16 protein-coding genes are annotated in these 19,525 nt (G+C 66.7%); 9 read left to right on the top strand and 7 right to left on the bottom strand.

The genetic code is table 11. From position 1 onward, the window contains the following. Window positions 1–18: 18 nt before the first annotated feature. Together WKB25_RS16475 and WKB25_RS16470 are read right to left on the bottom strand one after the other, a co-directional pair. Window positions 19–795, bottom strand: coding sequence for a hypothetical protein (locus WKB25_RS16475; protein ID WP_340571833.1), 777 nt, complete (start codon window positions 793–795; stop codon window positions 19–21). 362 nt (window positions 796–1,157) lie between these two features. Then, the gene (locus WKB25_RS16470) at window positions 1,158–1,796 is read right to left on the bottom strand and encodes a response regulator transcription factor (protein ID WP_100554383.1); all 639 of its coding nucleotides are present in this window, start codon (window positions 1,794–1,796) and stop codon (window positions 1,158–1,160) included. Between the two features lie 75 nt (window positions 1,797–1,871). On the opposite strand from WKB25_RS16470, the gene WKB25_RS16465 reads away from it, so the two are divergent. Further along, on the top strand, window positions 1,872–5,486 hold the full coding sequence (locus tag WKB25_RS16465) for a transporter substrate-binding domain-containing protein (protein WP_340571832.1): 3,615 nt from the start codon (window positions 1,872–1,874) through the stop codon (window positions 5,484–5,486). Here WKB25_RS16465 and WKB25_RS16460 read toward each other — a convergent pair. Together WKB25_RS16460 and WKB25_RS16455 are read right to left on the bottom strand one after the other, a co-directional pair. Then, on the bottom strand, window positions 5,480–5,881 hold the full coding sequence (locus WKB25_RS16460; RefSeq protein WP_340571831.1) for a c-type cytochrome: 402 nt from the start codon (window positions 5,879–5,881) through the stop codon (window positions 5,480–5,482). The genes WKB25_RS16465 and WKB25_RS16460 overlap by 7 nt on opposite strands. Window positions 5,882–5,946: 65 nt before the next feature. Continuing rightward, the gene (locus WKB25_RS16455; RefSeq protein WP_340571830.1) at window positions 5,947–7,623 is read right to left on the bottom strand and encodes an electron transfer flavoprotein-ubiquinone oxidoreductase; all 1,677 of its coding nucleotides are present in this window, start codon (window positions 7,621–7,623) and stop codon (window positions 5,947–5,949) included. Window positions 7,624–7,926: 303 nt separating this feature from the next. Here WKB25_RS16455 and WKB25_RS16450 point away from each other — a divergent pair, with 303 nt between their 5' ends. Beyond that, complete coding sequence (locus WKB25_RS16450; RefSeq protein ID WP_340571829.1) at window positions 7,927–9,090, top strand: acyl-CoA dehydrogenase family protein; 1,164 nt, start codon at window positions 7,927–7,929, stop codon at window positions 9,088–9,090. 154 nt (window positions 9,091–9,244) lie between these two features. Here WKB25_RS16450 and WKB25_RS16445 read toward each other — a convergent pair whose 3' ends face one another. Together WKB25_RS16445 and WKB25_RS16440 are read right to left on the bottom strand one after the other, a co-directional pair. Further along, window positions 9,245–9,724: a tRNA (cytidine(34)-2'-O)-methyltransferase gene (locus tag WKB25_RS16445; protein ID WP_340571828.1), complete on the bottom strand. Its 480-nt coding sequence runs from the start codon at window positions 9,722–9,724 to the stop codon at window positions 9,245–9,247. Window positions 9,725–9,794: 70 nt separating this feature from the next. Then, window positions 9,795–10,271, bottom strand: coding sequence for a hypothetical protein (locus WKB25_RS16440; RefSeq protein WP_340571827.1), 477 nt, complete (start codon window positions 10,269–10,271; stop codon window positions 9,795–9,797). Between the two features lie 404 nt (window positions 10,272–10,675). Between WKB25_RS16440 and WKB25_RS16435 the strand changes: the two genes are divergently transcribed. From WKB25_RS16435 to WKB25_RS16420, 4 genes are all read left to right on the top strand, one after another. Continuing rightward, entirely contained in the window at window positions 10,676–13,525 is a 2,850-nt protein-coding gene (locus WKB25_RS16435) for a pitrilysin family protein (RefSeq protein WP_340571826.1), read from the top strand. A 119-nt stretch (window positions 13,526–13,644) separates the two neighbouring features. Continuing rightward, a complete protein-coding gene (locus tag WKB25_RS16430; RefSeq protein WP_340571825.1) occupies window positions 13,645–13,962 on the top strand; it encodes a DUF4156 domain-containing protein in 318 nt (105 codons plus the stop codon). A gap of 102 nt (window positions 13,963–14,064) precedes the next feature. Beyond that, on the top strand, window positions 14,065–15,081 hold the full coding sequence (locus WKB25_RS16425) for a 3-oxoacyl-ACP synthase III (protein ID WP_025875853.1): 1,017 nt from the start codon (window positions 14,065–14,067) through the stop codon (window positions 15,079–15,081). A 60-nt stretch (window positions 15,082–15,141) separates the two neighbouring features. Beyond that, window positions 15,142–16,032, top strand: coding sequence for an alpha/beta fold hydrolase (locus tag WKB25_RS16420; protein ID WP_099786266.1), 891 nt, complete (start codon window positions 15,142–15,144; stop codon window positions 16,030–16,032). Between the two features lie 32 nt (window positions 16,033–16,064). Here the strand turns inward: WKB25_RS16420 and WKB25_RS16415 are convergent, their stop codons facing one another. Then, on the bottom strand, window positions 16,065–16,490 hold the full coding sequence (locus tag WKB25_RS16415; RefSeq protein ID WP_004135417.1) for a YkgJ family cysteine cluster protein: 426 nt from the start codon (window positions 16,488–16,490) through the stop codon (window positions 16,065–16,067). Window positions 16,491–16,592: 102 nt separating this feature from the next. Between WKB25_RS16415 and oleC the strand changes: the two genes are divergently transcribed. The 3 genes from oleC to WKB25_RS16400 all read left to right on the top strand — a co-directional run bounded on the left by oleC (window position 16,593) and on the right by WKB25_RS16400 (window position 19,511). Next, a complete protein-coding gene (oleC, locus tag WKB25_RS16410; protein ID WP_340571824.1) occupies window positions 16,593–18,251 on the top strand; it encodes an olefin beta-lactone synthetase in 1,659 nt (552 codons plus the stop codon). Continuing rightward, window positions 18,248–19,234 (top strand): 2-alkyl-3-oxoalkanoate reductase, encoded by a 987-nt coding sequence (gene oleD, locus WKB25_RS16405; RefSeq protein ID WP_089241578.1) that lies wholly within the window; start codon window positions 18,248–18,250, stop codon window positions 19,232–19,234. The genes oleC and oleD overlap by 4 nt, the downstream gene beginning before the upstream one ends. A gap of 121 nt (window positions 19,235–19,355) precedes the next feature. After that, window positions 19,356–19,511, top strand: a complete 156-nt coding sequence (locus WKB25_RS16400; RefSeq protein ID WP_025875842.1) for a DUF1328 domain-containing protein — start codon at window positions 19,356–19,358, stop codon at window positions 19,509–19,511. Window positions 19,512–19,525 lie beyond the last annotated feature (14 nt).

Below are 19,525 nucleotides of genomic sequence, written 5' to 3'. Positions count from 1 at the left end.
GCTGCGGGGTGTTGCGTTTTACTTTTCGACGTAGGCCTTGCGGGCGGCGTCGTAGTGGTACTGGCGTGCATCGGCCGCACCCAGCGCACGGGTCTGGCCCGGGCCGGAAATGGTGGTGCCGGTGGCGGTGACAGTGATGGTGGGCAGGTCGCTGCCGGCGACGGCGTTGAAGGCCAGAACGCCCCGGTTGCTGACGCACGGCATCACCTGGCCATCGTCGCAGGCGGCCGAATTGTCTTCGCCGGTGATCACCGTGCCCAGGCTGGACCAGACCTGACCGTCTTCGGACTTCTCGTAGTCCGGGTTGAACACCAGCACGGTGTAGCTTTCGATGCTGGTACCGGTGGCGAAGGTGCTGGTCGGCACCGCCAGCACCAGCTTGCCGGCCGGGGTGCGGTACTCCAGCGGCTTGCGCTTGCTGTCGATGTCCGGCGCGGTGCCATAGGCGCCGACGGTGCCGATCCACGGTTCGGCACCCTTGAACACCCACGGCCGGTCCGGCTTGTCGCCGGTCAGGGTGAAGGTGGCCTCGGTCAGGGTGACCTGGCTGTCCGGACCGGCATCGTCCTCGCCGGGCTTGCCGTACTTCTGCGGCGTGTTCCAGGCAAAGCCGGTGTAATAGCGGGTGCCGGCCACTTCGAAGGCATGGCCGAACCAGAAGGTGGCGACACTGCCATTGGCTACTTCGTACGAAACGGCGCCATCGCCGTCGACGTCGTAGATGAAATACAGCACGCTGCCGGCATCGGGGGGCGTGGCGGTGGCCGTGGTGGCGGGTGTGGCGGAGCTCTGCATCGGGGCAACATCCTGTCGTGGCGCGGTGGCGCCCTGTGGTGACGCGGTCGAAGTCGAGGGGGTGCAAGCGCTGGCAAGCAACGCAACGAGCAGGCCAGCGAACGTCGCACACAGACGTGGGCGGACACGGGCCAAGCGGGATTGCGGAAGGATCTTCATGCACCTCTCCATGGTTTGCGGGCGTCGGGCAGGAAGGCCAACGCAGAACACGCCCCACCCTCAATGAAGGGGAACGTCGTGATGAGCCGGTCGATTCCTTCGACCTCGCATAGGAAAACCCATCAGGGCGGATGATGGCACAGATGCGACGATGATCACAGGGGGGCAGGGGGAGCCTCCCCCGAAGAGCTGAGAACGGTGTCTCAGATCCTGCCGTCGCGCAGGTAGTCGAACAGTTCCGCATCACCCTTCAGCCCCAGCTTGAGCATGGCATCGCCCTTCTGACGGCTGATGGTGCTGACGCTCTTGTGCAGCTGCAGCGAGATTTCCTTCACCGTCATGCCGGTGCCGAGCAGGCGCAGCACCTCCACTTCGCGCGGCGACAACGGCTTGCCATCGCCCTCGCGCATGCGCCAGCTGCCGGCTTCCTCCACCCGCTCGCGCAGGCTGCGGCTGATGTAGGACTGGCCGCGGTAGACCGCCTGGATCGCCTGCGGCAGTTCATCCATCGACGAACTCTTGTCGACCAGGCCGAGCACGCCGCTGTCGAGCACCATGCGCAGGATCGCCAGGTTGTTGGAGACGCTGAGCATGAGCACCGGCAGGTCGGGATGGCGGCGGCGGATCATGCCGATCATGGCGAAGCCATCGGCCTGGGGACTGCCGGGCATCGAATAGTCGGTGACCAGCAGGTCGCAGGGCTGGGTGGTCAGCAGGGTCATCAGCGCCTGGGCGTTGTCGGCCTCGCCAACGACTTTGCCAACGCCGCTGGACTCGATGACGGCGCGGGTACCGATGCGGACCACGGGGTGATCGTCTGCGATGATGATGCGCAAGGTCATGCTTTAGTATGGCCACCGGCACGCCGGACCGCGACTATCGCGGTCCTTGGCAGGACTTCCAGGAGATCGTTGCAGATGCGCAGCTGGGCGGCTCGTGGACTGATCCTGTTGACGACCCTGCTGGCTCTGCCGGCGCTGGCCCAGTCCGCGTCCGCGCCGGGACCGTTGCCGCTCAGTCCCCTGCAGCGCGAATACCTGGCCGCACATCCTGTTGTCGTTGTTGGACAGTATGACAGTGGCTGGCCTCCTTTTGAGTCGATCCAGGACGGGAAGCAGGTGGGTCTCGGCCCGGACTACCTGACGCTTTCGGCCCGTCAGCTTGGCCTGAAGGTGGAGACGCGCCGCTATCCGGACTGGCCTTCGGTGCTGGATGCGGCGTGTCGCGGCGAGATCGACGTGGTGATGAACATCGCGCTCAGTGCCGAGCGTACCCGTTGCATGGTCTACACCACCGCCTATGCCGAAGCACCGCTGGCCATGGTCGGGCGCCCCCAGGACCTGCGTGCCTCGGAGGCACCCGATCTGGATGGCCTGCGCGTTGTGGTCGAGCAGGACTTCATGACCGGGCCGCAGGTGCGTGCGCGGTTCCCAAGGGCACGACAACTTGTCGCAGACAACACGCTGACCGCCTTGAATATGGTCAGAGACGACAAAGCCGACATTTTCATCGGTAATGCCTACGTGGCAACGGAACTGATCGCCGCCGCCAAGTTGAAGGGTGTGGTGTTGCTGCGGCCCAGCGATCTGCCCCCCGAGCAGTTGCATTTCGGTGTGCCCAACAGCAAACAACCGTTGTCCGAAGCACTGGATCTGGCGCTTGCCGCCATCAGCGAGGCCCAGCGCGACGCCCTCGCGCAGCGCTGGCTGCCGCCTCCGCAATGGTCGGCATCGGCGCAGCTGGCGTTGAGCCAAGCCGAAAAACGCGTGCTGCAGCAGCCGTTGAAGATTGGTTTTGCGCCCAATGCCGCACCGCTGTCGTTCGCCGACAGGCATGGCAAGCCCAGTGGCCTGACCAATGAATACCTGCAGCGCCTGCTGCAGGCCGGCGCCAACCTGCAGGTTGAAAACAGCCATGACTGGTACGAGGTGCGCGAGAAGGCGCGTCGCGGGGAACTGCAGGCGGTGATCGGCATTCCTGCCGATTCGAGCTATCTGGGGCCGGAATGGGTATTCAGCCAGCCCTTCATCACCGTGCCCAACGTGATCGTCACCCGCACGGACAGTCCGTCGATGCTGGGCTTGTCGGACCTGGACGGCAAACGCGTGCTGCTGTCCGATCCGGAGCGCATCCGCGGCTACGTGCAGCAGCAGGCGCCGTCGGTGAAGATCGTCGCCGCGCGCAGTGCCGAGCAGGCCCTGCAACGTCTTGCTGATGGCGAGGCCGATGCCTACGTGGGCAACCTGGCGCTGGTCGACCAGCTGCTGCGCAACCGCTTTCCGGGGCGCCTGCAACTGGCTGCGCCCGCGGGGTTCAACGACCAGCTGGCGCTGGCGGTGGAGCGTGGTCATGCGGCATTGGCCACCACCTTCGACCGCCTGCTGCTGCAGATGGGGCCACGCCAGCGCGAGGCCCTGCGCGGCGATTGGCTGTCGGTGGAATATCGCGATGGGGTGGACTGGCGCACGCTCCTGCGCTGGGGCCTTCCGCTGCTGCTGGTGCTGGCCACCGCGGTGGCGGTGCACGGGCTGGGCCACTGGCGGTTGCGCCGTGAAGTGGCCGGCCGCCGTGAACTGGAGCAGCGCCTGGCCGAGGTGACCGACAACCTGCCTGCCATCGTCTACCAGGCCCGCCGCGAAGCGGACGGTACCTTGAGCTTTCCCTTCATCGCCGGCGATGTGCAGTCGATGTTCGGCATCAGCCGCCAGCAGGCGGAGACGGATGGGCAGGCGCTGCTGGCATGCATCGATGCCGATGACCGCGAAAAGGTGTTGCGCGCCATGGAACTGGCGGCGCGCAATTTCGCACCGCTTTCCTTCGAGTTCCAAGTCCATCGCGAAGGAAGCGCACCCTGCTGGGTGCGCAGCCAGGCGCACCCGTATTCCACCGAAGCGGGCGCGGTGACCTGGAGTGGTTACTGGGTGGACGTGAGCCAGGCGCGCGCGCAGGCCGACGCGCTGGCCGCGGCGATGGTCGAAGCCGAACAGGCAGCGGCAGCGAAGTCGCGCTTCCTGGCCACCATGAGCCATGAAATCCGCACGCCGATGAGCGGTGTGCTGGGCATGCTCGAAGTGCTGGCGCATTCGCCGCTGGACGCCGAACAGCAACGCATCCTCGGCGTGATCGAAGACTCGGCGCAGATGCTGCGGCAGATCCTGGACGACATCCTCGACTATTCGCGGATGGAAGCGGGCGCGCTGCGCCTGGAGCCGGTACCGCTACCGGTGCGGCCACTGCTGGAAGGGGTGCATCGATTGTTGTTGCCGCAGGCCACGGCGCGCGGCCTGGATCTGCAGCTGCACATCGACGAACAGCTGGCGCAGGCCCATGAAGTGGATGGCGTGCGTTTTCGACAGATCGTGTTCAACCTGCTCAGCAATGCCATCAAGTTCACCGTGAAGGGCTCGGTGCGGCTGCAGCTGGAGGTGCTGGGCCCTACTGCGGAGGATGGCAGCCAGCCGCTGCGCCTGAGCGTCACCGATACCGGCGTCGGCATTGCGCCGGAGCAGTTGCCGACCCTGTTCGAACCCTTCACCCAGGCCGGTGCGTACATCCAGCGCGACCATGGTGGTGCCGGGCTGGGCCTGAGCATCTGCCGGCGCCTGGTGCAGAAGATGGACGGTGAACTGAAGCTGGAAAGCAAGCTGGGCGAAGGGACGCGGGTGGAAGTGCTGCTGTCGCTGGTGGAGGCACGCAGCGAGGATGTGATGGCGCTGCAGGCCGAGCATCAGCAGATCGCGCTGCTGCCCCCTGATCTGCGCCAGGCACGGGTGATGGTCATTGAAGACCATCCCACCAACCAGGCGATGATGGCCTGGCGCCTGCAGCAGCTGGGTGTGCCGCATGTGCTGGTCGATGACGGGCAGCAGGCCCTGGACCGGCTGGCGGAGGAATCGGAATCCTTCGATCTGGTCATCACCGATTGCCACATGCCGGTGCTGGATGGATTCGGCTTCACCCGCCTGCTGCGCGAGCGCGAGGGCCGCAACGGCCAGCCGCGGATGCCGGTGCTGGCGCTGACCGCCAGCGTACTTGACGCCGACGCACGCCGCTGCCGCGAAGCCGGCATGGATGACGTGCTGGCCAAGCCGTTGTCGTTGGCGACGCTGCGACAGGCGCTGCTGCGCTGGCTGCCGCGCGCCGACGGTGCGGAGGATGAGCAGGCCGCCGTGGACAGCGACGATGAACCCGATGGCGATGAAGGACTCCCCGACCTGGCGACCCTGCAGCGGCGCTTCGGTTCGCGCGAGATCGCCCAGCAGCTGCACGACAGCCTGATCAAGGCCAGCAACGAGGACATCGCGGCCCTGCAGCGCGCGCTGCAGGAAGGCGACCGGGTGAGGGCCGCACTGCATCTGCATCGGCAGGCCGGCGCGCTGGGGGCGGTGGGTGCACGGGGCCTGGCCGATCGCGCCAACGCGCTGGTGGAACGGTTGCAGGCTGCAGGCGAGGAAGAGAACGCAGCGGCGATCGCCGATGCCGGGCAGTTCGTGGCGCATCTGCAGCAGCAGTTGCAGCGCCTGGCTCACTGAGCTGCGTGTTCCTGCAGGTAGGCGATCACCAGCGCGCGACGCTCCGCGCTGGGGAACGCGTTGTACATGCGGGTGCCGGGTACCAGATGGGTGGGCGACTGCAGGAACGTATCCAGGGTCTGCGCACTCCACACGAAGTCGGCGCGGCGCATGCCTTGCGAGTATCCATAGTCGGGCAGGCTGCCCGCACGGCGGCCGATCACCCCATGCAGGTTGGGTCCGTAGCGGTGGATGCCGCCGGCCTTGACGGTGTGGCAGCCGGCACACAGTTCGAATGCCTGCTGCATCGCCTGCTGGCGTGCCTGTTCCGGCGTGCTGGGCGCTGCCGGTGGGCGCTGGCACGCGCTGGCGGCCAGGGTCATGGCAACAACAAGAAGCAGATGAAAGGCGCGCATGGCGGGCAGGATAACGGTCGCACGCAACGTGGGGCTGCGACCGGCGGTCGCAGCCCCATCACCGGTCACATGCCGGAGTAGTTCGGTCCGCCGCCGCCCTGCGGGGTCACCCAGACGATGTTCTGGGTCGGGTCCTTGATGTCGCAGGTCTTGCAGTGCACGCAGTTCTGCGCGTTGATCTGCAGCCGCGCATCGTTGCCGTCACCGACGAACTCGTACACGCCTGCCGGGCAGTAGCGCGCTTCCGGGCCAGCGTACTCGGCCAGGTTCACCTTCACCGGGATGCTCGCATCCTTCAATGTCAGGTGGCTGGGCTGGTTCTCGTCGTGGTTGGTGCTGCTGAGGAACACCGAGCTGAGGCGGTCGAAAGTCAGCACGCCATCGGGCTTGGGATAGGCAATGCGCGTGTGCTTCGACGCCGGCTCCAGGCAGGCATGGTCCGGGATGCTGTGGCGCAGGGTCCACGGCGGATTGCGCACGCCCAGCTTCGGCAGCAGCCACTGCTCGATGCCGGTCATCAGCGTGGCCACGGTCTGGCCCTTCTTGAACCACTGCTTGAAGTTCTTCGACAGCTTCAGTTCGTCGTGCAGCCAACTGGTTTCAAAGGCGGCCGGGTAGGCGCTGAGCTCGTCGTGCTGGCGATCGGCCACCAGCGCGTCGAAGGCGGCATCGGCGCACAGCATGCCGGTCTTGATCGCCGCGTGGCTGCCCTTGATGCGGCTGACGTTGAGGTAGCCGGCCTCGCAGCCGACCAATGCACCGCCGGGGAACACGGTCTTCGGCAGCGACATCAGCCCGCCGGCGGTGATCGCACGCGCGCCGTAGCCGATGCGGGTACCACCTTCCAGGTGCTTGCGGATCGACGGATGGGTCTTGAAGCGCTGGAACTCCTCGAACGGGCTCAGCCACGGGTTCTTGTAGTCCAGGCCGACCACATAGCCGATGGCGACCTTGCCGCCGTCGGCGTGGTACAGGAACGCACCGCCGTAGGTGTCGGTATCCAGCGGCCAGCCGGCGGCGTGCACCACCAGGCCCGGCTCGTGCTTGGCTGGGTCGATCTGCCACAGTTCCTTGATGCCGATGCCGTAGGCCTGCGGATCCTTGCCTTCGTCCAGCTTGAAACGGCTGATCAGCTGGCGGCCGAGGTGGCCGCGCGCGCCTTCGGCGAACACCGTGTACTTCGCATGCAGGGCCATGCCGCGTTCGAAGGCCGGGCCGATGCTGCCGTCCTTTTCGATGCCCATGTCACCGGTTGCCACGCCGATCACCGCGCCGTCATCGGCGTACAGCACTTCGGCGGCGGCAAAGCCCGGGAAGATCGCCACTTCCAGCGCCTCGGCCTGCTGCGCCAGCCAGCGGGTGACCTCGCCCAGGCTGATGATGTAGTTGCCTTCGTTGTGGAAGCACTCGGGCAGCAGCGCGTGCGGGGTGGTGCGTGCGCCGGTCTCGCTGAGGAACAGGAACTCGTCGCGGGTGACCTTCTGCTTCAGCGGTGCGCCGCGCTCGGCCCAGTCCGGGAACAGCTCGGTCAGCGCGCGCGGGTCCATCACCGCGCCGGACAGTACGTGCGCACCGGGCTCGGAGCCCTTCTCCAGCACGCAGACCGACAGTTCACGACCGGCTTCGATCGCGCGCTGGCGCAGGCGGATCGCGGTGGCCAGGCCGGCCGGGCCGGCACCGACGATGACCACGTCGAATTCCATGACTTCACGCGGGGGCAGGGCGTTGGCTTCAGCACTCATCGATTGCATGACTCGTGGGTAGTGCCGGCATCGGGGCCACCGGCGGTTGCCTGGGAATCGCGCGTGCAGCCACGGGCGAAACGGTTGTTTGAATGTTGTCAGGGTACCGGGCTGCGCGTGATCGAGCTAGATCGGCGATGTTCATACCGCGATTGTTGCAATGCAGCGTACGCAGCGCCGGTAGCCGCCAACCTTGGTTGGCGGCCGCAGAAACGCCAGCGCCGACCAAGGCCGGCCTCTACCGGCACACCAAACCCACCCGGATGACCGACAATGGCCAGGTCCCGTCTGCGTGTGAGTGCCATGGCTTTGGATCCTTACGACCTGTTCGATGTCCGTTCCCTGCTCAGCGAGGAAGAGCGCGCAGTCCAGGAAAGCGTGGCCCGCTTCACCAACGAGCGCGTGCTGCCGATCATCGGCGATGCCTTCGACCAGGCGCGGTTCCCGTCGGAACTGGTGCCGGAGATCGCCTCGCTTGGCCTGCTCGGCGCTACCCTGCCGGCCGAGTACGGCGGCGGTGACCTTGGCGCGGTCAGTTACGGGCTGATCTGCCAGGAGCTGGAGCGCGGTGATTCGGGCCTGCGCAGCTTCGTGTCGGTGCAGAGCTCGCTGTGCATGTATCCCATCTACGCGTACGGCAGCGAAGAGCAACGCCGGCAGTGGCTGCCGGCGATGGCGCGCGGCGAACTGATCGGTTGCTTCGGCCTGACCGAGGCGCATGGTGGTTCCGACCCGGCCAGCATGAAGACCCGCGCGGTGCGCGATGGCAGCGACTGGCGCATCAGCGGCAGCAAGATGTGGATCACCAGCGGCCCGGTAGCCGACCTGGCCATCATCTGGGCGCAGACCGAAGACGGCATCCAGGGCTTCGTGCTGGAGAAGGGCATGCCCGGCTTCACCACGCAGGAAATCAAGCACAAGATGAGCCTGCGCGCGTCGCTGACCGGCGCGCTGTTCTTCGACGACGTGCGCGTGCCCGACAGCCACCGCCTGCCAAACGTGAAGGGGCTGAAGGGGCCGCTGGGCTGCCTGACCCAGGCACGATTCGGCATCAGCTGGGGCCCGATCGGCTCGGCCATCGCCTGTCTGGACGAGGCGATGGGCTATGCCAAGGAGCGCGTGCTGTTCGGCCGTCCGTTGGCGGCCACGCAGAGCGCGCAGATCAAGCTGGCCGACATGGCCCGGCGCATCACCATGGCACAGTTGCTGGCGCTGCAGCTGGGCCGCCTGAAGGAAGCTGGGCAGGTGCAGCCGCAGCAGGTCAGCCTGGCCAAGTGGAACAACTGTCGCATGGCGATCGACATCGCCCGCGAGTGTCGCGATCTGCTGGGTGGCGCCGGCATCACCACCGAGCACGTGGCGATCCGCCATGCGCTGAACCTGGAATCGGTGATCACCTATGAAGGCACCGAGACCGTGCACCAGCTGGTGATCGGGCGTGAGCTGACCGGCATCAACGCGTTCTGAAATCTGCTTATGGTGGGTGCCAACCTTGGTTGGCACTGGGCATCCACGCATGGCGTGGATCTACCGGGATGGCGGTAGTCGCCAACCTTGGTTGGCGCTCCCGTGCCGACCAAGGCCGGCATCTACCAGACGATCATCCACGCGTGGCGAGGATCTACTGGCCGCCGGCAAACCCGTGCTGGCGCCACGCTTCGTACATCACCACCGCAACGGTGTTTGACAGATTGAGGCTGCGATTGTCCGGCCGCATCGGCAGGCGCAGCCGGCGACCATCGGGCAGCGCATCAAGCACCTCCTGCGGCAGGCCACGACTTTCCGGGCCGAACAGGAAGGCATCACCGTCTTCGAACGCCACGCTGTCATAGCGGACGCTGGCACGCGTACTCAGGGCGAACAACCGCTTCGGTGCGATCCGCGCCAGCGCAGTGTCCAGGTCCGGATGCACCTGCAGGCGCGAGTACTCGTGGTAGTCCAGGCCGGCGCGCTTGAGCTGCTTGTCTTCCAGTGCGAAGCCGAGCGGCTCGACCAGGTGCAGCTGCGCGCCGGTGTTGGCGCAGAGCCGGATCACATTGCCCGTGTTGGGCGGGATTTCCGGTTGGAACAGGATCATGTGGAACTGGGGCGCGGCATTCATCGGCGCAGTGTACCTGCGACGGCCGCCGCCTTTACGACGCACGCCCTGCACGGGGCAGGGCGGTCGTCGCTTACGGGCGCAGCAGGACCTGGGCGGTTTCGGCAGCGAAGGCCTGCAGCTGGGCGGCGCTCGGACGCACCTGCAGGGCCGGCAGGTTGACGATCACCTGGTTGGCGACGCTGGTGGCGGCGGCGGCCAGGGTGGCGGCGTAGCGCTGGGCTTCCTGCTCGGCAGCCAGGGCGACACGCTGCTCCAGGCTCGGGCGCACTTCAACCGAGGCCAGGGTGGTGATCGGCAGAGCGGCGGCGACCGGGCTGGCGATGAAGCCGTCGCGCTCGGCCAGCTGGTCGGCGCTGGGGCGCACTTCGACAGTGGCCAGGGTCGGGATGCCACTGGCCTGTTCCCAAGCCTGCTGCACCAGCTGGTCGGCGGCCGGGCGGACCTGCACGGTGGACAGGGTCTTGATGGATTCGGAGGCCTGCACCGACGAAACAACCGCGGTGCCGGCGATCAGGGCGATGGCGATGGCAATGGTCTTGGCGTTCATGACGGGGCCTGTTTAGTGTTGGTGAGCAGTGGTGTGGTAGTAAGGTAGAACACCAGTTCTGGGGATGCAAGCGGAATTTTCGATTTTCTGCTTTTGTTCAGTCTTCAGTCATGTTTAGTCTGAAGCCCTTCCTGGTGCAGGAAGTACAAAGCAATCCCCGTGCCAACTTTTAGTCGTTGATTCATAAGGGTTTTGTAGTGCGCCGAAAGTGTCCGCCGGGCGGACACCTGTCCATTCGGTGTGCCGCGGACACTGTCCGGACGTGAATCACCGCCGTTCGTGACCCTGAAACGCCGATCGCGGTGGCCGATGTGGCCGATCACCCCCAGTGACTGGTGGCCGATACCGGTGGCCGCACGCCCGCGCTAGGATCGGGATTCACCTATGTGACCAAGGACCCGGATATGTCGCTCACCCTGCGCCCGCGCGCCGCGCTGCTCGCTGTTGCCCTCAGTACTGCCCTCGGCACGCTCGCGCCGACCTACGCGCTGGCGGCCAAGCCGGCCGCGACCAGCAAGGTCGATATCCCGTTCGAGCAGTTCACCCTGCCCAACGGCCTGCGCGTGGTGGTGCATACCGATCGCAAGGCACCGATCGTCGCGGTCAACATCTGGTACCACGTCGGCAGCAAGGACGAGCCCGCCGGCCGTACCGGCTTCGCGCATCTGTTCGAGCACCTGATGTTCCAGAGCAGCGAGAACCACGACGGCGAGTACTTCGAGCCCTTCAAGCAGGTGGGCGCCACCGGCCAGAACGGCACCACCAATACCGACCGCACCAATTACTTCGAGAACGTGCCGACCACCGCGCTGGACATGGCGCTGTGGATGGAATCGGATCGCATGGGCCATCTGGTCGGCGCGATCGACCAGGCCGCGCTCGACGAGCAGCGTGGCGTGGTGCAGAACGAGAAGCGCCAGGGCGAGAACCAGCCCTATGGCCAAGTGTGGGAACAGCTCAACCGCGCGTTGTACCCGGTGGGCCACCCGTACCACCACAGCGTGATCGGCTCGATGAACGATCTCAACGCCGCCTCGCTGGATGACGTCAAGACCTGGTTCCGCACCTGGTATGGCCCGAACAACGCAGTGCTGGTGCTGGCCGGTGACATCGATCTGGCCACGGCAAAGGAAAAGGCCGCCAAGTACTTCGGCAGCATCCCGGCCGGCCCGACCATGGCGCAGCCCAAGGTGGACGTTGCCAAGCGCCCGGCCGATACCCGCGAGGTGATGACCGACAAGGTGCCGCAGGCGCGCATCTACCGCGCCTGGAACGTGGCCCAGGTCGGCACCACCGACGTCGACCAGCTGCAGCTGCTGGCCTATGTGCTCGGCGGCGCCAAGTCTTCGCGCCTGAGCCAGCGCCTGCAGCACCAGGACAAGCTGGTGGACAACATCAGCGCCGGCGCCTACGCCTCGCAGCTGGGGTCCAACTTCATGGTGATGGCCACCGTGAAGCAGGGCCAGGATCCGGCCAAGGTCGAAAAGATCATCGATGAGGAAATCGAGCGCCTGCTCAAGGAGGGCCCGACCGCCGAAGAACTGGCGCGCGCCAAGACCGGCTCGCGCGCTGCTTTCATCCGCGGCATCGAGCGCATCGGCGGCTTCGGCGGCAAGGCCGACGCGCTGGCCGAATGCACGGTCTACACCGGCGACCCGGGTTGCTTCCGCACCTCGCTGGCCAACATCGACAAGGCCACCGCTGCCGACCTCAAGCGCCTGGGCGCGCAATGGCTGGACAAGGGCAGCCATACGCTGGTGGTCGAGCCGGGTGAACGCGTGGCGCTGAAGGAAGATCCGTCGCAGGCGCCGAAGCCGTTCAACGTGCCGGCCGTGGACAGCAGGTACAGCACCCTGCCCGAGCAGGTGGACCGCAAGGCCGGCGTGCCGCAGACCCGCGAGTTCCCGCAGCTGAAGTTCCCGGCGCTGCAGCGCGCCACGCTGAAGAACGGCACCCAGGTGGTGCTGGCCGAACGCCACGAGATTCCGGTGGTGCAGTTCAGCTACCAGTTCCCGGGGGGCTTCACCGCCGACCAGGGCCGCAAGCCGGGTACCGCCAACTTCACCATGAGCCTGATGACCGAAGGCGCCGGCAAGCTCGGCTCGCTGGCCTTCGCCGATGCAGCCGATGCGCTGGGTGCAGACCTGGATGCTTCCGCCGGCCTGGATTCGGTGGACGTGGAACTGTCCGCGCTGAAGGAGAACCTGGTGCCGTCGCTGGCGCTGTATGCCAGCCTGCTGCGCGAGCCGCGCTTCGAGCAGAGCGAGATCGACCGGGTCAAGGCGACCTGGATCGCCGGCATCCAGCAGGAGAAGGTCAACCCGGGTGCGGTGGCGATGCGCGTGCTGCCGCCGCTGCTGTACGGCAAGGGCCACCCGTACGCGATTCCGTTCACCGGCAGCGGTGATGAAGCGGCGATCAGCAGCCTGGGCCGCGAGGACCTGGTCGACTTCCACCGCGACTGGCTGCGTCCGCAGGACGGCACCCTGATCGTGGTCGGTGATACCACCCTGGCCGAGATCGTGCCGCTGCTGGACAAGCAGCTGGGCGACTGGAAGGCCACCGGCGATGCGCCGACCATCAAGGCCACCACCCCGGTGGCATTGCCGAAGAGCCCGCGCGTGTTCCTGATCGACCAGCCGGGCGCGGTGCAGGCCAACCTGTTCGCCGGGCAGGTCGTGCCGCCGTCCAGCGACGCCAGCTCGACCCGCTTCGACATCGCCAACGGTGTGATCGGTGGCGACTTCACCTCGCGCCTGAACATGAACCTGCGCGAGGACAAGCACTGGTCCTACGGTGCCCGCACCAGCGCCAGCAACACCGTGGGCCAGCGCCCGTGGATGGCGATGGCACCGGTGCAGATCGACAAGACCGGCCCGGCCATGGCCGAAATGCGCAAGGAGATCGCCGAGTTCGCCAACGGCAGCAAGCCGGCGACCGACGCTGAAGTGGCGCGCATCCGCAACATCCAGACCCTGAGCCTGCCCGGTGCCTACGAGACCGCCAGCGCGGTGGCCGCGACCATCGGCACGATCGTGCAGTTCAAGCGCCCGGACGACTACGTGCTGCGCCGCAAGGCCGAGATCGAAGCGATGACTCCGGCACAGGTGCAGCAGGCGGCGGCGGAGATCAAGCCGCAGGCGCTGACCTGGGTGGTGGTGGGTGACCTCAAGCAGACCGAAGCGGCCGTACGCGCCTTGAACCTGGGGGAAGTGACCGTGATCGATGCCGAAGGCAACCCGGTCAAGAAATAAGGGAATACGCCGGCCAGGGGTCGGATCCCTCCCCTCGGGAGGGCTCCGACCCCGTCCCGGCTATCCCTGATTCAGACGGTTCAGGCACACTCCTGACATTCCCTTCCAGGATCCTGCCCATGCGCGTTCTGCTGCTGTCGTCCCTGTTGCTCACCGTCACCGCCTGCACCTGGGTGCCGATCGAACCGGCCGGCAAGGCGATCCGCGTGCTGCCGGCAGGCCCGGTACCGGCCGGGTGCATCTCCAAGGGCGAAGTGGTGGTGACCGTGAAGAGCAAGGTCGGCTTCTACAACCGCAACCCGCTGCGCGTGCAGGAAGAGCTGGAAACCCTGGCCCGCAATGAAGCCCCGACCACCGGCGCCAACGCCGTGCAGGCCGCTGCGGCCCCGGCCGATGGCAGCCAGCGCTTCGCTGCTTTCCAGTGCCCGCCGCGCTGAATCCTTCACCATACGGCCAAGGCTGAATTCGTAAAGATGCGGTGAAGGCCCGGGGGGTTATAGAATAGCGCCCCCTTTGCCTGAGCCTTGGCGCTAACCTCGATGCTCTTCAAGAATGTCTCGATTGCCGGCCTGGCTCACGTTGATGCGCCGCACACGCTGACGACCAAGGAAATCAACGAACGGCTGCAGCCGACGCTGGATCGCCTTGGTATCCGTACCGATGTCCTCGGCGATATCGCCGGCATCCACGCGCGCCGCCTGTGGGACAACGGCGTGCTGGCGTCCGACGCGGCCACCATGGCCGGCCGCAAGGCACTGGAAGACGCAGGCATCGATGCGACGCAGGTGGGCCTGTTGATCAATACCTCGGTCAGCCGTGACTACCTGGAGCCGTCGACCGCGTCCATCGTGTCCGGCAACCTCGGTGTCAGCGACGAGTGCATGACTTTCGACGTCGCCAATGCCTGCCTGGCCTTCATCAACGGCATGGACATCGCGGCGCGCATGCTCGAGCGCGGCGAGATCGACTACGCGCTGGTGGTGGATGGCGAAACCGCCAACCTGGTGTACGAAAAGACCCTGGAGCGGATGACCGCGCCGGACGTCACCGCCGACGACTTCCGCAATGAGCTGGCGGCGCTGACCACCGGTTCCGGTGCGGCTGCGATGGTGATGGCCCGTTCGGAGCTGGTGCCCGACGCGCCGCGCTACAAGGGGGGCGTGACCCGCTCGGCCACCGAGTGGAACCAGCTGTGCCTGGGCAACCTGGACCGCATGGTCACCGACACCCGCATGCTGCTGATCGAGGGCATCAAGCTGGCCCAGAAGACCTTCACCGCCGCCAAGATCGCACTGGGCTGGGCGGTGGAAGAGCTGGACCAGTTCGTCATCCACCAGGTCAGCCAGCCGCACACCGCTGCGTTCATCAAGAATTTCGGCATCGACCCGAAGAAGGTCATGACCATCTTCGGCGAGCACGGCAACATCGGTCCGGCCTCGGTGCCGATCGTGCTGAGCAAGCTCAAGCAGCTGGGCAAGCTGAAGAAGGGCGATCGCATCGCGCTTCTGGGCATCGGCTCGGGCCTCAACTGCTCCATGGCCGAAGTGGTCTGGTAAGCAGCCCGCTGCGTTGATTCCAAGGGCCGGTTTACCGGCCCTTTTTACAGGTGCGATCCGATGTCCCAGCTTCCCGGTTACCCCGCCCACCCGCAGCGCTTCGAGGTTCGCCCCGGCCTGTCGATGAACTATCTCGACGAAGGCCCGCGCGACGGCGAGGTGGTGGTGATGGTGCACGGCAACCCGTCGTGGAGCTATTACTGGCGCACACTGGTGGCCGGCCTGTCGGACCGGTACCGTTGCATCGTGCCGGACCATATCGGCATGGGCCTGTCGGACAAGCCCGACGACAGCCGCTACGAATACACGCTGCAGTCGCGCGTGGATGATCTGGATGCGCTGCTGAAGCATCTGGGCATCACCGGCCCGGTGACCCTGGCCGTGCACGACTGGGGCGGCATGATCGGCTTCGGCTGGGCGCTGTCGCACCACGACCAGGTCAAGCGCCTGGTCGTGCTCAACACTGCCGCGTTCCCGATGCCGGCGGCGAAGAAGATGCCGTGGCAGATCGCGCTGGGGCGGCACTGGAAGATTGGCGAGTGGATCATCCGCACCTTCAATGCGTTTTCCTCCGGCGCGTCGTGGCTGGGCGTGGAGCGGAAGATGCCGGCCGATGTGCGCCGCGCCTACGTGTCGCCGTACAACAGCTATGCCAACCGCATCAGCACCATCCGCTTCATGCAGGACATCCCGCTGTCGCCGGCCGACAAGGCGTGGTCACTGCTGGAGCGTGCCGGCAAGGCGCTGCCGTCGTTCGCTGATCGCCCGGCCTTCCTCGGCTGGGGCCTGCGCGACTTCGTGTTCGACCACCATTTCCTGAAGGGCTTCCAGGCGGCGTTGCCGAAGGCACAGGTGCATGCCTTCGAGGATGCGGGCCACTACGTGCTGGAAGACAAGCATGAAGTGCTGGTGCCGGAGATCCGCGCGTTCCTGGACAAGAACCCGATCTGAAGGGCGTGCCGACCAACGGTCGGCACGCCGGACTACGCCGCGATCGGTGCCTGCGGCGACGGTGAATTGCCGTTGTCGTCCGGGTGGTCGTCGTCGTTGCCTGCTTCGTCGCGCCAGCGCCAGTCGGCCAGGGTCAGCGGATCCAGGCCATAGGCGATGCGCGCCTTGTCGCACTGCGGGCTGGCCTTGCCGTACTCCCATGACGCGTCCACCTCGCGGCACACGCTGGGCCGGTTGGGATGGATCGTGCAGCGCGAATAGACGCCGATCTGCGCATCCAGCGCCACGCAGCGCACCGGCTTGGAATGGGTGCCGCGCATGCACAGGCGATGCGGATCGAGGACCTCGGTGAGCTGGTGCGGCACGCCACCGGGGGTGACCTCGTCCGATTCCATCCAGTGGAAGGCCACGCGGTACTGGGTGCAGCAGGCGCCGCAGGTCATGCAGGGATGTTGCATGGGCAAGCCGCCTCGGGCGGCATCGGGAAAGGGACGAGGATGCGGATTTTCCACGCTGGCGGCCGCCGCGCAAGAAATTCCGTAAGCGGCGACAATGAACGGATGAACCGATCCTGCAATATCGCCGCGCGGCTGCCCGAGCTGGCGCGTGAACGCCCCGACCAGATCGCCATCCGCTGCCCCGGCCGCCGCGGCGCCGGCAACGGCATGGCGGCCTACGACGTGACCCTGGATTACCGCCAGCTGGACGCCCGCAGCGATGCGATGGCGGCCGGCTTGGCCGGCTACGGGATCGGCCGCGGGGTGCGTACGGTGGTGATGGTGCGGCCGTCGCCGGAGTTCTTCCTGTTGATGTTCGCCCTGTTCAAGCTGGGCGCGGTGCCGGTACTGGTCGATCCGGGCATCGACAAGCGCGCGCTGAAGCAGTGCCTGGACGAGGCGCAGCCACAGGCCTTCATCGGCATTCCGCTGGCCCACGTGGCGCGGCTGGCGCTGCGCTGGGCGCCTTCGGCGACTCGTCTGGTCACCGTCGGCCGTCGGCTGGGCTGGGGTGGCACCACCCTGGCCGCGCTGGAGCGTGCCGGCGCCAACAGCGGCGCGATGCTGGCCGACACCGATGGCGAGGACACCGCGGCAATCCTGTTCACCAGTGGCTCCACCGGCGTGCCCAAGGGCGTGGTTTACCGCCACCGCCACTTCGTCGGCCAGATCGAGCTGCTGGGCAGCGCGTTCGGCATGGAGGCGGGGGGGGTGGATCTGCCGACCTTCCCGCCGTTTGCCCTGTTCGATCCCGCGCTTGGCCTGACCTCGGTGATTCCGGACATGGATCCGACCCGGCCGGCACAGGCCGATCCGGCGCGCCTGCATGACGCCATCCAGCGTTTCGGCGTGACCCAGCTGTTCGGCTCGCCTGCGTTGATGCGGGTACTGGCGCGGCACGGGCGGCCGCTGCCGTCGGTGACCCGGGTGACCTCCGCCGGTGCACCGGTGCCGCCGGACGTGGTCGCCACCATCCGCAGTCTGCTGCCGGCCGATGCCCAGTTCTGGACACCGTATGGCGCGACCGAGTGCCTGCCGGTGGCAGTGGTCGAGGGGCGCGAGCTGGAGCGTACGCGCGCGGCCACCGAGGGCGGTGCCGGCACCTGCGTCGGCAGCGTGGTCACACCGAACGAGGTGCGCATCATCGCCATCGACGACGCGCCGCTGCCGGACTGGTCGCAGGTGCGCGTGCTGGACGTGGGCGAAGTCGGCGAGATCACCGTGGCCGGGCCGACCGCCACCGACAGTTATTTCAACCGTCCGCAGGCGACCGCAGCGGCGAAGATCAGCGAAACCCTGGCCGATGGCAGCGTCCGCATCGTGCATCGCATGGGCGATGTCGGCTACTTCGATGCGCAGGGGCGGCTGTGGTTCTGTGGCCGCAAGACCCATCGCGTGGAAACCGCGCACGGGCCGCTGTACACCGAACAGGTCGAGCCGGTGTTCAACACCGTGCCCGGGGTGGCACGCACGGCGCTGGTCGGCGTCGGCGCAGCCGGTGCGCAGGTGCCGGTGCTGTGTGTGGAGCTGCAGCGTGGCCAGTCCGACAGCCCTGCCTTGCGCGAGGCGCTGCATGCCACGGCCGCTGCGCGTCTGCCCGAGCTGAAGCTGGAACACGTGCTGATGCATCCGGCGTTCCCCGTCGATATCCGTCACAACGCCAAGATCGGTCGCGAGAAGCTCGCCGTCTGGGCACGCGCCGAACTGGAGAAGCGCGCATGAAGATCCTGGTCACCGGTGGTGGTGGTTTCCTTGGCCAGGCGCTGTGCCGTGGCCTGGTCGAACGTGGCCACCAGGTGCTGGCGTTCAACCGCAGCCATTACCCCGAACTGCAGGCGCTGGGCGTGGGCCAGATCCGCGGTGACCTGGCTGACCCGCAGGCAGTGCTGCATGCGGTGGCCGGCGTCGATGCGGTGTTCCACAACGGCGCCAAGGCCGGTGCCTGGGGCAGCTATGACAGCTACCACCAGGCCAACGTGGTCGGCACCGACAACGTCATCGCGGCCTGCCGCGCACATGGCATCGGCAAGCTGGTCTACACCTCAACGCCCAGCGTGACCCATCGCGCCACGCACCCGGTGGAAGGACTGGGTGCGGACGAAGTCCCCTATGGCGAGGACTTCCAGGCACCGTATGCGGCGACCAAGGCGATTGCCGAACAGCGGGTGCTGGCGGCCAATGACGCCACGCTGGCGACGGTGGCGTTGCGCCCGCGGTTGATCTGGGGCCCGGGTGACCAGCAGCTGGTGCCGCGCCTGGCCGAGCGTGCACGCGCTGGCCGCCTGCGTCTGGTGGGCGATGGCAACAACAAGGTCGACACCACCTACATCGACAACGCCGCGCTGGCGCATTTCCTCGCCTTCGAGGCGCTGGCACCGGGCGCGGCCTGCGCCGGCAAGGCGTACTTCATTTCCAATGGCGAGCCGCTGCCGATGCGCGAGCTGGTCAACAAGCTGCTGCAGGCGGTGGGTGCTCCAACCGTGGACAAGGCGATCAGCTTCAAGACCGCGTATCGCATCGGCGCGATCTGCGAGCGGCTGTGGCCGCTGCTGCGCCTGCGTGGCGAGCCGCCGCTGACGCGCTTCCTGGCCGAGCAGCTGTGCACGCCGCACTGGTACAGCATGGAGCCGGCACGTCGTGATTTCGGCTACGTGCCGCAGGTCAGCATCGAAGAAGGACTGCGACGGCTGAAGGCGGCATCATGACGGCGGCATCACCGCGCTGAAGCCTTCATTACGCGCAGAGATCGCCATCACCGGTTGCACACCGGCAGATGCGCAGGATGGGCACAACGCCACCCACGGCCGACCACCTGCGAGGAGCACCATGCTGCATTACGCCGTCATCTTCTTTGTCATCGCCATCATCGCCGCCGTGCTCGGTTTCTCCGGCATTGCCGGTGCCGCCAGCAACATCGCCTGGATCCTGTTCGTGGTGTTCCTGGTGCTGGCCGTGATCTCGATGTTCCGCAAGCGCACATGACCGCTTGAGCGGTA

It is taken from the genome of Stenotrophomonas sp. G106K1 (assembly GCF_037969685.1).
Taxonomy (GTDB): domain Bacteria; phylum Pseudomonadota; class Gammaproteobacteria; order Xanthomonadales; family Xanthomonadaceae; genus Stenotrophomonas; species Stenotrophomonas lactitubi.
Note: the sequence above shows the minus strand (reverse complement) of the source record. Positions and strands in the feature narration are given on the sequence as shown.

Coding starts and splice junctions, on each gene's coding strand:
- oleD (WP_089241578.1), top strand. CDS start 18,248: ATGAAGATCCTGGTCACCGGTGGTGGTGGTTTCCTTGGCCAGGCGCTG.
- WKB25_RS16475 (WP_340571833.1), bottom strand. CDS start 795: ATGCAGAGCTCCGCCACACCCGCCACCACGGCCACCGCCACGCCCCCC.
- WKB25_RS16445 (WP_340571828.1), bottom strand. CDS start 9,724: ATGAATGCCGCGCCCCAGTTCCACATGATCCTGTTCCAACCGGAAATC.
- WKB25_RS16455 (WP_340571830.1), bottom strand. CDS start 7,623: ATGAGTGCTGAAGCCAACGCCCTGCCCCCGCGTGAAGTCATGGAATTC.
- WKB25_RS16425 (WP_025875853.1), top strand. CDS start 14,065: ATGCTCTTCAAGAATGTCTCGATTGCCGGCCTGGCTCACGTTGATGCG.
- WKB25_RS16465 (WP_340571832.1), top strand. CDS start 1,872: ATGCGCAGCTGGGCGGCTCGTGGACTGATCCTGTTGACGACCCTGCTG.
- WKB25_RS16400 (WP_025875842.1), top strand. CDS start 19,356: ATGCTGCATTACGCCGTCATCTTCTTTGTCATCGCCATCATCGCCGCC.
- WKB25_RS16435 (WP_340571826.1), top strand. CDS start 10,676: ATGTCGCTCACCCTGCGCCCGCGCGCCGCGCTGCTCGCTGTTGCCCTC.
- WKB25_RS16470 (WP_100554383.1), bottom strand. CDS start 1,796: ATGACCTTGCGCATCATCATCGCAGACGATCACCCCGTGGTCCGCATC.
- WKB25_RS16430 (WP_340571825.1), top strand. CDS start 13,645: ATGCGCGTTCTGCTGCTGTCGTCCCTGTTGCTCACCGTCACCGCCTGC.
- WKB25_RS16450 (WP_340571829.1), top strand. CDS start 7,927: ATGGCTTTGGATCCTTACGACCTGTTCGATGTCCGTTCCCTGCTCAGC.
- WKB25_RS16460 (WP_340571831.1), bottom strand. CDS start 5,881: ATGCGCGCCTTTCATCTGCTTCTTGTTGTTGCCATGACCCTGGCCGCC.
- oleC (WP_340571824.1), top strand. CDS start 16,593: ATGAACCGATCCTGCAATATCGCCGCGCGGCTGCCCGAGCTGGCGCGT.
- WKB25_RS16415 (WP_004135417.1), bottom strand. CDS start 16,490: ATGCAACATCCCTGCATGACCTGCGGCGCCTGCTGCACCCAGTACCGC.
- WKB25_RS16440 (WP_340571827.1), bottom strand. CDS start 10,271: ATGAACGCCAAGACCATTGCCATCGCCATCGCCCTGATCGCCGGCACC.
- WKB25_RS16420 (WP_099786266.1), top strand. CDS start 15,142: ATGTCCCAGCTTCCCGGTTACCCCGCCCACCCGCAGCGCTTCGAGGTT.